Genomic DNA, 12,633 nt, shown 5'->3' on the forward strand with positions numbered 1-12,633 from the left:
CTTTATTAGGCTGCTTGCGGATTGAGGTGAAGCATCTGCCAAGTAGTATAAGTACCGATGGGACTCCAAAGTAAGTAAGGAACTAATAACAAGGCTGCCCAAACGGAAGTAGTTAAAACTGCAAGTGCTAATAAAAGACCAATAATAAAGCCTGTACCGCCCAGAATTGTACCGACTTTTAGACTACGAAGTCGAAACATTACAGGGGTGTAGGCAATAGTGACAATTTCTAGAAGTAGATATAAACCCATAAGTAACCAAGTGGCGTTGGTTCCTGGGTTTCTTTCCCAAACAATATAAGCTGACCAAGCACCGCAAATAAAAATTACCGTCCAGATGATGGGAATTGCTGCTTCAAAAGTTAACCATCTGGGGCGTTGCAATCGCTCGAACCACTTGCGATCGCTTGGTGTAATAAAATTAGCCGCTAAGGCTACTACGAAAGCTACACCCCCAATTACCATCCAAGATCTAATCATGCCGCCTTATCCTTTGCGATCGCTAGCCACTGCTGAAATATCCAATATTCAACATTAATCTTGACAATTTTGCCCTATTCTCTCATCATCCTTGAGTTCGATTACTCGCGATCGCTTAGGAAGATTTCTGTGCTGCTAATCCACTTGCTTTAATAGTCGCTGTACTATTTCTACGGCAAGGGTTTTGTATCCTACTTTTTCAAATAAAACCACCATTTTATCGGCTTCGTAACGCATTACTTGCCCCTTACCATAGTTGGTATGAATTACATAGCTATTCACGGGGAAAGGTTGAAAACTATCTTCCTCGACAGTAATTCCTGCTTTGCAGTTGTCGCAAAATCCACATTTATTATCTACTGGTTCGCCAAAGTAGTTAAGTAGGTACTGACGACGACAATCATGTAATTCTGCATAGTTTCGCATCATTTCTAAACGCGATCGCATAAATTGTTGTCGTCGTTGTTGTGCTAAAGTGGCTGCTTGAATTGAGGCGTTTTGGTCAACTTCGGTTTCGCTTTTAGTTACCTCACCAGTGGGTAAAATTTCTACAGCCTCCACTTCTTCTAAGCGACTCACAGCTTTGGTAATTTTGCTTTGAGATAAATCTGTAGCTTGCTGTAAATCTTCTAAATCGAGTGGTTCCTCAGCCTGTTGCACGGCTTCGGCTACTTGCAACACTTCATCCACATCTATCTTGCCGCCACTTGCAAAGAAACGCCGAATTTGTAAATCATCAGTATTGTAGAAAAGAATTGCTTGTGCTTCTTCGCCATCTCTTCCAGAACGTCCAATTTCTTGATAATAAGAATCGAGAGAATCGCTGATATCGTAATGAAAAACAAAGCGCACGTTTGATTTATCTACACCCATACCAAAAGCACAGGTAGCCACAATTACTTCCAATTCATCTGCCATAAATGCAGCTTGTACCTGTTCTCTTTGTGCTGCTTTCATTCCAGCATGATAATGGGCAGTTTTGATACATCTTTCCTGTAAAATTGCTGCTAGCTTTTCTGTATGCTTGCGGGTGGCTGCGTAAACTATTCCCGGCTTTTCTACAGCAATAATATGTTTGATAAATGCATTTAGCTTTTCACTTTCTTCGTGAAATGTTTCGACACCCAACCAAATATTTGGTCTGTCAAAACCACGCACAAATACTTGCGGTTCCTGCATTCCCAATCGTTCAATAATCTCATCACGAACTACTGGAGAAGCTGTGGCGGTAAGTGCTAATACAGGAGGATGACTGAGTGCTGCAATCACTGCCCCCAACCGTAGGTAGTCAGGGCGGAAATCATGTCCCCACTCACTAATACAATGAGCTTCATCAACTACAAATAGAGATGGTTTTGTATTTACAAAATGTGCCAGTACTTCTTCATTATTAAATTGCTCTGGAGACAGAAAGAGAAATTCTAATTGTTGGTTTTCTAAGCCAGCAAAAATTTCTTGGCGTTGAGAATTGCTAATAGTAGAGTTGAGGGCGGCAGCTTTGGCTATATTCTGTTCTTTAATTGCTTGTACTTGATCGTGTTGCAGGGCAAGTAAAGGAGAAATAACTATTGTGATACCAGGAATTAATAAAGCCGCAATTTGATAAATTGCTGATTTACCGGAACCTGTAGGCATGACAGCTAAGGTATCGTATCCTTCAAGAATTGCTTTGATAACTTCTTGCTGTCCGGGACGTAAGCAATCGTAACCAAAGGTTTGTTGCGCAATTTGGTTAATGACTTGACGCTGTTTAGGCATAAGGAATTAATGCCACTGTTGCGGCTTCCAATTAGTATATAGTTGCGATTGTATTTCCCAGGATATGGTATTGATTCTGTCTGGGGGTGGGGGTATGGGGCAAGCTAGTAGACATATTCTTAACGATTAGGGAGGAGCTAATCAGATGGAAAGTAATATGCAGACTGAATTAGAAACGCGTTCGCTAGCACCAGCACTTCAAGGAATTGCTAATACTATTCGCCTCACAGGCTGGATTAGCTTCTGGGTACAGTTGGGACTGGCTGTGGTTTCTGGCTTGGCTTTGTTGTTTGCTGCGACTGGTCGAGGTTTTGCCGATCAACCAAATGCAGGTCTTGGAGTGGGGATGTTTTGGGCTGCATCTGGAATTGTCGTATTATTATTTAGCGTCTATTGGGATTTTCGTTACACTCGCATCGGTAAGCGTTTAGGAAATCCGAATCCGGCGCTTCATCCTAGTAAAGCAGATACAGTTAAGGCAGTTCGGCTAGGAATTATCGCAGCTTTGATAGGTATACTTTTATTCCTCCTAGGTGCTGGTTCAACGGTAGGAGTATTAGTAGCAAAATCTATCTCCCAGCCTCCAGGCGTTGCAATCACCGATCCTTATAAAATTATTCGAGCGCTTGATGTGTTTGTGGCGGTAGCAAACATCAATGGAATTGCAGCGCATTTTGTTGGTACTGTCTCTTCACTGTGGCTATTTGAGCGAGTCAATCAACATTAATAATTCGTAATTCTTAATTCGTAATTAAGCCTAACGCACAGTCAAGAATAAAGTGGTTTTTGCTTGACGAGGCTTTGAACTCGGTTAATGAAGCTTTTAGCTTCGTTAATGAGGCTTTGAACTCGGTTAATGAAGCTTTTAGCTTCGTTAATGAGTCTTTGAACTCGGTTAATGAGGCTTTTAGCTCCGTTAATGAGGCTTTGAACTCGGTTAATGAGGCTTTTAGCTCCGTTAACGAGGCTTTGAACTCAGTTAATGAGGCTTTTAGCTCCGTTAACGAGGCTTTGATACTGGTTAATGAGGCTTTTAGCTCCGTTAATGAGGCTTTGAACTCGGTTAACTAGGCTTTTAGCTCCGTTAATGAGTCTTTGAACTCTGTTAATGAAGCTTTTAGCTCCGTCAACGAGGCTTTGAACTCGGTTAACTAGGCTTTTAGCTCCGTTAATGAGTCTTTGAACTTGGTTAACGAAACTCTAAGAAATAAATTATGCGACAAGTAGGGACACGGCATCCACAAAATTTCGGTAATACCAAGATTTTATCGGTGCCGTGCCCTTACAATTGGATTATTTTTTCAGTGTTTCTACCTTCTTCAATTGAAAGTCTCTCAATTCACCCAATCAGGTGAGACGGCTGGATGAAGTCTCCTCCCTACTACTACTTGTAACCTGGGAAAACAGCTGAATTCCAGGGAGAATGACTTATGTTTTCCTTAAATTTATACGATCGCCTGAAAACCTGGTTTGAGATTCAGCCCAAATCTAACAAAAAATCTGATGTTGCAATCAACCAAAAACAATCTGAAATTCAATTAGAATCGGAGACTCAGGCGAAACGCCGAACGGCTTTACAAGTAGAAGAAGATTTGCGGCGCATTCGAGATCAATTTTATCTCTTACGCCCTAATGTTTTTTAAACCAATCCCGAACGCAGTGCTACGACTGCTGCTTGGACGCGATCGTCTACTGCTAGTTTATTCATAATCCCCCGGACGTGAGTTTTCACAGTATTGGGACTGAGATAGAGTTTTTCGGCAATCTCTGGGTTGCTCAAACCGTCTACCATCAGTTTCAATACTTCTAACTCGCGCTGCGAAAGATTAGCGGTGTTTCCCTTGGGTGTGGGGGTGCGAAGATTATCAATTACTCGTCGCGCAATTTGGGGATCGAGATAAGTTGCGCCATCAACAGCAGCTGCGATCGCACTTAACAGTCGCTCTACACTAGCGCCTTTGATACAATAAGCGTCTGCACCGCTAGACAAAGCGGCAATAATTTCTGTCTCTGTTTGGTGGGATGTTAGCATCACCACATGAGTCTCTGGTAATGCGGCTTTAATTTGCTGTGTCGCCGCAATTCCATCAAGTCGCGGTAAGCCGATATCCATCACTACCAAATCGGGTTTGAGTTGGAGTGCTGCTTGCACGCCTAAATAGCCATCTTCTGCTTGTCCGACAATTTCCAACTGGGGATGAACCATCAATGATTGTTCTAGTCCCAGTTGCATCATCGGATCGTCTTCAACAATTAACACCCGCAACGGTGGTGCATCTGCTGGCAGATTTAAGAAGGAGCTATTATCTAAAGACATTCTCAATTGGGTAGTGGTTAATATTTATCGCTCAAGGTCAAGAGTCAAAAGTCCATAGTCCAAAATCTCATTACCAATGACCATTGACTGTTGACCCTTGACCCTTGACTCTTTACTAACTTTTCTATTCTTCCACGCGATATCCTAACTCTGCTAAACTAACGCGAGACTGACGCCATTTTGGCTGGACTTTGACGAATAATTCTAGGTATACTTTGCCTGAAATCAATTTTTGAATTTGTTCGCGAGCCGCGCTACCAATGGCTTTGAGCATTGAGCCACCTTTGCCAATGAGAATTCCTTTTTGGGAATCTCGCTCAACGTTGATTGTGGCAAGTACGCGGGTAATACTTGGGGTTTCTTCCACCATATCAATAGCGATCGCTACTGAATGGGGAACTTCTTCGCGCGTCAACAGCAAAATCTGTTCGCGGATTAATTCGCCCATAATAAAGCGTTCTGGCTGGTCTGTCACCAAGTCAGGAGGATAGTAAAATGGGCCGTTCTCTAAATGTTCAATTAATAAATTTTGCAGTTCTGGCAATCCCCCACCAGTTTTGGCGGAAAATTTGACCGTTTGCCATTGGTATGATTCGGCTAAGTTTGTGTAGCTATCATCTATCAGCTGGGAATCTGTAGGTTGTTGATCGATTTTGTTCAGACCCAAAATCACAGGTGTTTGACTGCGACTCAGCAATTCAGCAATAAAGCGATCGCCTGCACCACAAGCCACCGTTCCATCTACCACAAATAGCACTACATCCACTGATTCAATCGCAATTTTGGCATTTTGCACCAGTACCTCTCCCAATTGATGATGGGGTTTATGAATTCCTGGTGTGTCTACAAAAATTAGCTGTGCTTCTGGTGTAGTTAAAATCCCTCTTAAACGATTACGTGTCGTCTGTGCTACCGGGGAAGTAATAGCAACTTTTTGTCCTACTAATTGATTCATTAAAGTAGATTTACCGACATTAGGGCGACCGATAATGCCGATGAAACCCGATTTAAATTCAGGAGGAGCTTGGGGAATCGATACTTCTCCTGAAAAAGAGAAGATGTGATTATCAATACTAGTCACCTTTAGCTCCACCGTCATATTTTATAGTTGGGATAAGTGGTTTTTTTTCTTAGACAAGTAATAAACATAAGATCACCCTGGCATTTTTAGGGATTGCCTCTGCTTAAGTTTAATCTACTACTAAATATAGTTCGTTCCAATATCAAAAAAAGAGATAGGAGCTTACAAACTCAAGGAATTTTTCTATCTTATAGGGTATTGATCTATTGAGAACACTGTGCTGCAATTGTATTCCATTGTGCTACTCATACCTATAAGTGAGAAGTCATTATAATTTGTCAAACTAATCTTCATGCATTGCCATTATAAGAAACAAAAATACGATCGATAGGCAGTTTATGTTAAGAAAAGTAATACTAATGCTCTCGATCGTTTGATTAAGATATTAACACTTGTTGCTTGATAGCAGGGCTTGAACAGCAGTAACTATTGAATAATTCTGAGTACAAATTCGCCTTGATTTACAGCTTGATTAGTCGAAATCTCATAAACTAATCCATCGTGTTCGGCAAAGATATCAATCACCTGAGGTAATTGATTTTCTTTGTTGAAACTGAGAATTTGATACAGTCTGTCTTTAACCTTGACTTTACTTCCCAATTCCACTCGCGATTGAATCATACCACCTGCGATCGCATAATATTTGATGACTTTACTTGTAGCGGAAAAAGTCATTTTATGCTCTCTGGTTTGTGCTTGAGGAAATTCAGGGATTTGCAACACACCTTTTTGTGCTAAATAATTTTTTATACCTAAAATACCTTTGCTAACTGAATCAGGGTTCATCTCCATTCCTGAACCAAGTTCGAGCGTCCAAGCTTCGATATCAAATCGAATGTTTCTACCTAGTTGTTGAAAACAAGCTTCTAATGCTAACCAAGGCTTGATAAACGACTCATCAAAAGCATCACCATCGTATGGATCTAGTAAAATTCCGTAGTCGAAGAGGAAATATTTCGCACTATCTTCGCGATTTCGGAAGTAATAAAGATAGTTGATTGCTTGATTTGTTGAACTGTGTAAGTCAATCAAATAATCTGCATCTAAACTGAGAGATTGTAGTTGGTAGCTAAATTGCTCAGTATAAGGTAGACCAGCATAGGAATTAATTTTTTCTAAAATTTTTGCAAATTTTTCTTTAATCGTAGTTAGATAATTTAGTCGGACGACCTCTCTATCACTATGAAGTTGAGATTTAGTAAAAGCTACTAAATCATCAGCTTCTTTTTCGTAGTCCCAAAAAATCCGATTCCAGTCTTTAGCTTCGTAAACACAGTATCTACCAGCAGAGAAATGGTGAGAACGCTCATTCGCTCCCATTGGATTACAAACAGGAACTAACCAAATTTCTCCAGCTAAATCTGTATCATTTATTGTTAGCAAAAACTCAATAAGTTGATGAATGACTGCATTACCTGCAATTTCTGCACCGTGTAGGTTAGATTGAATGTAAACTTTTTTGCCAGGATGAGCGCCGATAAATTTGTAAACTTGTAGAAAAAGGCGATCGCCTGAAGCCATTTGACGTAAGAAAATCGTTTCAATAACTGGCAGCATAGGAATTATGCGATAATTTCATAATCATGTTTGCCTAATTGCGTCTGTTAAGATCCAAGATAGTGGGTTAGATTCTGTTAACTTATCCTACCCAATATGGCTAATGCTTAGAAGTAACTATTATGAATATAGAGCAAAATATAAGTAACCGCATATAAATTAAATAAACTGTGTAAAACCATAGTTAATAAAATCGAATCAGTTTTAATGCGAGCTATTCCCAAAAAAATACCAGTACAAAATACTAAAAATTGATTATAAAGATTGTAATGAAAATGAGCGAATGCAAAAAATAATGAACTAATGACTAAAGCACCTACTTTACCTAAGCGAGAATTAATTATTCCTTGAAACAGAAATCCCCTATACAGAGTTTCTTCAAATATAGGCGCAAATATTAAACTATATATATACAGAATAGGAATAAAAAGATGTTCTTGATAGCCTTTTAACAAGTCTGTTTGTTCGGGAGGGTGGATTAAATAGTTTACGATCGTTTCAGCAATTATATATCCAAGTAATAATAATACCCAGACACCTAACTGCTTAAAATTAATTTTTTTCAATCCTAGATAGTCTTTAAAGGCAAATCTCGAACGATTTTTGACTGCTAGTAACATAATTATTGTACTAGCACTAGCTCCACCAATACCTGCAATATGGCTAAAAAGATCGTTGTAATAATATTGATTTGGGACTTTAAGAAAGACAGAACATATGAGATAGATAATTGCAAAGGTTATCCAAGAAAATAAATAAAAATTAAAAATAAATACAATAGTATTTAATAGAACTTCTTTGAAATGGAATATTTTTAATGAATTTTCACTTTGATGATATTTAGTTCTCGGCTTGGTTTGGAAAAAATGAATGCAAACAAAAATAATATAGGCAAACAATATAAAAGACATATAGACATTCACAATGAAAATAATATTTAAATTAGAAAGTATCTATAAATATTAGGATGTGTAATACTAAAACATTTTGAGGAGATAGTATTTCTCTGCATTGGTCAGCATTATCTACCAGAATATAATGGTGGGTTACTAAAGCTCACACACCTTGGAAAATTTACAATTGATTTTATAGATATTTTTTAGGGCTTAAAGTTAGCTTTCAGCCATCATTAGTTTATTTAATATTACTAATTCTGTAAATGATATAATTACGGTAAGCAATTACTTAATTGGATTAAGTAAACACGTAAAGTTAATATTAAAATCAGTTTTTATACTATAAATGAATGTATTTAATTAAAATACATTTAATCAACTAGCTTGATTGACTTTCTAAGTCGCAAGCTCTACATTGTTGATTAGTCATACTATAAATAGTACGCCTATCTTAATAAATGAAATTCAAATATAGGGGCAGAATATATGCCCCTATGTGAATATTTAACCTCAGTAAAAACTGCTATAAATCCGTCAAATATAGATGACTATAAGCAGTCTAAGAATCTAGCAAAGGTAAAAACTGTCGAATTAAACCAATCGTTACTGCTGGTAATTCTAACTGTGGTGTTAATCCCACATCTTCTAAATGTTGGAAAACTCGAATTGCTTGGGGATTGAGATCGGCGAGACGACGACCAATTTCTGGCCCGGTAAATTGCGATTTTTCTCCCCAAATAATCGCGGTGGGAGTAGTCAATTGCTGAATATACAAAGATAAATCAAAGCACAAATCGCCGCGGACAAAAGACAGCGCGGTGTACTCAGCATTCGGTTGTTGTGCAGATTCTAAATAAGCATCGACAATTTCTTGGTAAACTCGGCTAGGTTGGGCAAATTGTCGTTGCTCTAAGAAGGTGCGAATTCCGTTACTAGTAGCTACTCCCGTGCTGTACAACAAACGATCTACAATCGGAATGCTGGCTAACTGAGCAAAAAAGCTGCGAGAGTAATCTTCACCAAAATCCGAAAGTCCGGCGGGAGTGGTAAGAATCAGAGATTTGAATAGATTGGGATGAGCGATCGCCACTCGAATTACAATAGCTGCGGTGAGGGAAGAAGCGATCGCTGTTACAGGTTCTATACAAGTCTGCTGCAAAAACTCCTGAATCGCGGTCAAATAATCTTCAATCGTATAATTTCTTCCTAAATGCTCAGATCTACCCCAACCTAATAAGTCTGGAGCAAGAATGCGATAGTCGCTGGCGAAAGCGGGATAAACTTTAGACCATTCATAAGCAGAAGAACCACCACCAAAGCCGTGTAGAAACACCAAAGTTTTCCGTTCGCCTTTTGTAGTGACATCTTTTTGCCAAAGTGAACCAGTGTTCGTATAGTACACTATTCTCCCCAGCGAGGTAATTATCGAGCGTTGCTCAAATCCTAGTGGCTGAAACATAGGTATTTTGTATTCACTGTTGTGGTTGCTTGGCGCAGGCGATTTTTAAGTCACCCTTGAGTACTTATACTAAATTGCGTTCAGAAATAGCATCGAGAAATTGACAGGAGAAATTTAAATTCATCTGCTGTTATCTTCCCGATCCCCTACGCGCAGCTTGGTATTACTTGTAGGGTTCAAACTCCCCACTATTATCAGGTAATCTCGCATTCTTAAACTTCTGACCAACGTCAGATTAAGTAGATGTGAAATTACTGGATTATCTGTGAAGATCTCGTGATTTTTTTGCTACACACACTCAGTGGCATTGCTTGTATTTATTACACTGTGGGGATTTGAGTTGGTAACAAGGATAACTGGGATATTAATTTTGGCATGGTTTTGTATGGTAATCTATCAGAAAGATTACGGATAATTTTGAGACTTAAGTTATAGACAAGACGCTAGAGAAAAAAGCCATCAATTCTCTAGCTGCAAACAGAAAAAATAATTTTTGATGGAATTATTAAATTGATTATTCTTCTATAGTAAATTTTAAGGCGGGGTGTCATGGTCAAGGAGGTTATTCTTAAATCAGATAAAATACCAAGGTTTGAAGGCGATGGATTTGGGCTGGATAACTGTAGTATTAATAACCAAGCGATCGCTTCAGAGTGGCAGGGTCAGATAAATCATAGTGAAGATGCATCTGATACCAGCCAAGAAAATACACCTGGTTGTGTTTGTTTAAAATTTGATGATTTGAAATGTTTTGAAGTTGTAGAGCGACAGTATGAAGCTTGGGGTGTGATTTTTCAAAATTCTCTAGCAATTCAACCATCAAATCCGGCGTTTCCTGCCCACACAGGATTGACAGTATTGATGGGATCGCCTAAGAGTGGATTGTTAGAAGTGAGTTTTTTGCGCCCAATTAACTGGGTTAGCGCCTTAGTTACAAGTTCACAGCGGTTAGTACTGACAGCTTACGATCGAGATCGCAAACTAGTAGCCCAAACAGCACTACCAGGCTCAAACCTTGCTAATTCTGACTCTCCTATACCCCCTAATACCCTATTATCTATAGCTGCGAATGATATTCATTATGTGACCTTCAGCGCTTTTGATGGTCAATTCACAGTTGATAATTTTCGTTTTTGTTTTTAGTCTGTGCAAGTATTCCGAATAAGGTATTATTGATTTTCGATGGCAGCTTGAGGTATTGGTAAAAGATGAAATCGCAAATTTCAGTCTTTATCTGAGCCTTTGGCAACTCATGCTGCTGGCAGATATACACCCACAGCCGTCTCAGGCCTGAAAAAAATGGGTGACTGCATCCTTTCCTTATATATAGTAAAACCTATAAACTAAACCATCTTGTAATCTAGTAGGTAAAAACCGTGGCACAGGCTTTGTCTTCGTGGCAGCAATTAGTTAACCAGCTTTCCAACTGGTCGCTTCCAGATTTTAAGACAGGAGCCTCAAAGCAGCGAAATTTCCGGCGCTTCTCCGGGCCAGGCGGCGTTCTGAGTTTCCTGACAATTATTGTTGCGATGCTGCTGTGGAATTGGAAACTCCTGTTGGCACTGTTAATCGGCATTGGAGTCATGTTATCAGTCTACTCAATGCAGCAGTGGGACTGGCAACAACGCTGGTCAAAGATGCAGAGGTTTTTCAATGGTTCCAACCGTCAGCTAGTATTGGCAGTCACTACTGGTGGGATTGCTACTTTTACCACTTATATCGCAGCTGCAATTTGGTTTGACTCCCACAGTCCTTGGATTGCTTCTGGCGTAATTGTCCAAGGTGCAGGAATGGTATTAACTTTAATTTTGTTGGTCTGCCAAATCGTTAATTTTTATGGTGTCAAAGAAGAAGACTACTGCGATCGCTTATTAAACAACTTAACTGAATCAGACCCCTTAAAGCGTTTGCTGGCTGTGCGACAACTAACTAAATTGATCGATCGTAAACGGGTTGATGCTTCAGTGCGGCAAAATGTGGTGGAATGCTTGCAACTCTTACTTAGCCAAGAAGAGGAAGCCGTAATTCGGGAAGCCGCCTTTGAAAGTTTGCAAACCTTAGATAGTTCACAAACGGAACCATCTAACAAAGCGAGTATTTTTATTCCCGTATCCGCAAAACTCAAAAGTAAAATTCCTTCTTAAGGATTAATAGCGGTTCTTAGCGATCTAAAACATTCTTAAACTCAAAATTTTCCGGAAGTGCAGGGGGATGAGTATTAAACCATCTTTGATAAATTTGCTGATAAGTGCCAGTAGATAACAAAGTAGCTATACCTTTGTTAATTGTCTCCAAATAAGGAGAATCTTGAGGTGTAGCAATCCCGTAAAATTCTTCTGTTAGCAGATTGGTAACAACTTTAATAGCTTTAAGATTGCCATTTTTGATTGCATACAGAGTAGCGAATGCATCGCTTACTACTGCATCGACATTACCATTTACTAGGTCTTGAAAGAAATCAGGGCCGGAATTATATGTGCTAATTCTGGCATTGGGGATAGTTTTAGCAAAATCTGCGCCTGTTGAACCTATTTGCACGCCGATCTTTTTACCTTGAAGGCTATGGAAGTCTTGAATATCCTGATTGCTTTCCCGAACTGCGATCGCCAGTCCAGCTTTAAAATAAGGTCGGGTAAAGGAAATTGTTTTCTGGCGTTCGTCGGTAATTGTGATTCCACTAATCGCCGCATCGACTCTTTTAGCTTGTAAAGTGGAAATCATCCCGTCAAAAGGTAGACTTTCCCACTGAACTGTTAAACCAGTTACTTGTGCGATCGCATTCATCAGATCGATATCAAATCCTTCCAGATGACCGTTAACATTTTTCATCTCAAAAGGTACAAAAGTTGGATCTGTAGCCACTTTCAGCGTGTTTAATCCTGAGTTTGGGCTGATGCTACTCGTATGGTTCAAATCATGACAAGCAATTATTAATAGCAGACAACCTAAGCCCAAAATTAGTTGACGCCATTTTCGCTTAATCGATTTCATAGCGATCGAATACAGAGAGTACAAAGTTTATTTAGGTCAATTATCTAGAAACCTATACAAAGCTGTACTCAATGATTTCGGAATTTTCTCACATT

Annotated in this window: 12 protein-coding genes; 4 read left to right on the forward strand and 8 right to left on the reverse strand. The window is 39.3% G+C overall.

Annotated elements, in window-relative coordinates; translation table 11 throughout:
• Positions 1-5 precede the first annotated feature (5 nt).
• Together AACU33_RS14680 and AACU33_RS14685 are read right to left on the reverse strand one after the other, a co-directional pair.
• A complete protein-coding gene (locus AACU33_RS14680) occupies positions 6-479 on the reverse strand; it encodes a TspO/MBR family protein (protein ID WP_096589398.1) in 474 nt (157 codons plus the stop codon).
• Positions 480-614: 135 nt separating this feature from the next.
• On the reverse strand, positions 615-2,237 hold the full coding sequence (locus AACU33_RS14685) for a RecQ family ATP-dependent DNA helicase (protein ID WP_096589399.1): 1,623 nt from the start codon (positions 2,235-2,237) through the stop codon (positions 615-617).
• A gap of 157 nt (positions 2,238-2,394) precedes the next feature.
• Between AACU33_RS14685 and AACU33_RS14690 the strand changes: the two genes are divergently transcribed.
• Positions 2,395-2,964, forward strand: a complete 570-nt coding sequence (locus AACU33_RS14690) for a DUF3611 family protein (RefSeq protein ID WP_096595256.1) — start codon at positions 2,395-2,397, stop codon at positions 2,962-2,964.
• Positions 2,965-3,667: 703 nt separating this feature from the next.
• Complete coding sequence (locus AACU33_RS14695) at positions 3,668-3,880, forward strand: hypothetical protein (RefSeq protein WP_096589400.1); 213 nt, start codon at positions 3,668-3,670, stop codon at positions 3,878-3,880.
• On the opposite strand, the gene AACU33_RS14700 is transcribed toward AACU33_RS14695, so the two are convergent.
• The 5 genes from AACU33_RS14700 to AACU33_RS14720 form a co-directional block, all read right to left on the reverse strand.
• Positions 3,877-4,554 carry a response regulator gene (locus tag AACU33_RS14700; RefSeq protein WP_096589401.1) on the reverse strand — a complete coding sequence of 226 codons (678 nt, stop codon included), beginning with the start codon at positions 4,552-4,554 and terminating at the stop codon, positions 3,877-3,879. The genes AACU33_RS14695 and AACU33_RS14700 overlap by 4 nt on opposite strands.
• Positions 4,555-4,678: 124 nt before the next feature.
• Positions 4,679-5,653, reverse strand: a complete 975-nt coding sequence (gene era, locus AACU33_RS14705) for a GTPase Era (RefSeq protein WP_096589402.1) — start codon at positions 5,651-5,653, stop codon at positions 4,679-4,681.
• A gap of 408 nt (positions 5,654-6,061) precedes the next feature.
• Positions 6,062-7,192 carry a succinylglutamate desuccinylase/aspartoacylase domain-containing protein gene (locus tag AACU33_RS14710; RefSeq protein ID WP_096589403.1) on the reverse strand — a complete coding sequence of 377 codons (1,131 nt, stop codon included), beginning with the start codon at positions 7,190-7,192 and terminating at the stop codon, positions 6,062-6,064.
• 107 nt (positions 7,193-7,299) lie between these two features.
• Positions 7,300-8,103, reverse strand: a complete 804-nt coding sequence (locus AACU33_RS14715) for a CPBP family intramembrane glutamic endopeptidase (RefSeq protein WP_096589404.1) — start codon at positions 8,101-8,103, stop codon at positions 7,300-7,302.
• 544 nt (positions 8,104-8,647) lie between these two features.
• A complete protein-coding gene (locus AACU33_RS14720) occupies positions 8,648-9,547 on the reverse strand; it encodes an alpha/beta fold hydrolase (protein WP_096589405.1) in 900 nt (299 codons plus the stop codon).
• A gap of 549 nt (positions 9,548-10,096) precedes the next feature.
• On the opposite strand from AACU33_RS14720, the gene AACU33_RS14725 reads away from it, so the two are divergent.
• Both AACU33_RS14725 and AACU33_RS14730 read left to right on the forward strand, forming a co-directional pair.
• On the forward strand, positions 10,097-10,690 hold the full coding sequence (locus AACU33_RS14725; RefSeq protein ID WP_096589406.1) for a hypothetical protein: 594 nt from the start codon (positions 10,097-10,099) through the stop codon (positions 10,688-10,690).
• 233 nt (positions 10,691-10,923) lie between these two features.
• The gene (locus AACU33_RS14730; RefSeq protein ID WP_096589407.1) at positions 10,924-11,691 is read left to right on the forward strand and encodes an armadillo-type fold-containing protein; all 768 of its coding nucleotides are present in this window, start codon (positions 10,924-10,926) and stop codon (positions 11,689-11,691) included.
• A gap of 16 nt (positions 11,692-11,707) precedes the next feature.
• Here the strand turns inward: AACU33_RS14730 and AACU33_RS14735 are convergent, their stop codons facing one another.
• Positions 11,708-12,538 carry a basic amino acid ABC transporter substrate-binding protein gene (locus AACU33_RS14735; protein WP_096589408.1) on the reverse strand — a complete coding sequence of 277 codons (831 nt, stop codon included), beginning with the start codon at positions 12,536-12,538 and terminating at the stop codon, positions 11,708-11,710.
• Positions 12,539-12,633 lie beyond the last annotated feature (95 nt).

This window comes from Calothrix sp. NIES-2098 (genome assembly GCF_963875125.1).
Lineage (GTDB): Bacteria > Cyanobacteriota > Cyanobacteriia > Cyanobacteriales > Nostocaceae > Aulosira.

What these genes read in the sequence shown, in the direction of transcription:
- AACU33_RS14680 (WP_096589398.1), bottom strand. Translation starts at nt 479, where the DNA reads ATGATTAGATCTTGGATGGTAATTGGGGGTGTAGCTTTCGTAGTAGCC.
- AACU33_RS14685 (WP_096589399.1), bottom strand. Translation starts at nt 2,237, where the DNA reads ATGCCTAAACAGCGTCAAGTCATTAACCAAATTGCGCAACAAACCTTT.
- AACU33_RS14690 (WP_096595256.1), top strand. Translation starts at nt 2,395, where the DNA reads ATGCAGACTGAATTAGAAACGCGTTCGCTAGCACCAGCACTTCAAGGA.
- AACU33_RS14695 (WP_096589400.1), top strand. Translation starts at nt 3,668, where the DNA reads ATGTTTTCCTTAAATTTATACGATCGCCTGAAAACCTGGTTTGAGATT.
- AACU33_RS14700 (WP_096589401.1), bottom strand. Translation starts at nt 4,554, where the DNA reads ATGTCTTTAGATAATAGCTCCTTCTTAAATCTGCCAGCAGATGCACCA.
- era (WP_096589402.1), bottom strand. Translation starts at nt 5,653, where the DNA reads ATGACGGTGGAGCTAAAGGTGACTAGTATTGATAATCACATCTTCTCT.
- AACU33_RS14710 (WP_096589403.1), bottom strand. Translation starts at nt 7,192, where the DNA reads ATGCTGCCAGTTATTGAAACGATTTTCTTACGTCAAATGGCTTCAGGC.
- AACU33_RS14715 (WP_096589404.1), bottom strand. Translation starts at nt 8,103, where the DNA reads ATGTCTTTTATATTGTTTGCCTATATTATTTTTGTTTGCATTCATTTT.
- AACU33_RS14720 (WP_096589405.1), bottom strand. Translation starts at nt 9,547, where the DNA reads ATGTTTCAGCCACTAGGATTTGAGCAACGCTCGATAATTACCTCGCTG.
- AACU33_RS14725 (WP_096589406.1), top strand. Translation starts at nt 10,097, where the DNA reads ATGGTCAAGGAGGTTATTCTTAAATCAGATAAAATACCAAGGTTTGAA.
- AACU33_RS14735 (WP_096589408.1), bottom strand. Translation starts at nt 12,538, where the DNA reads ATGAAATCGATTAAGCGAAAATGGCGTCAACTAATTTTGGGCTTAGGT.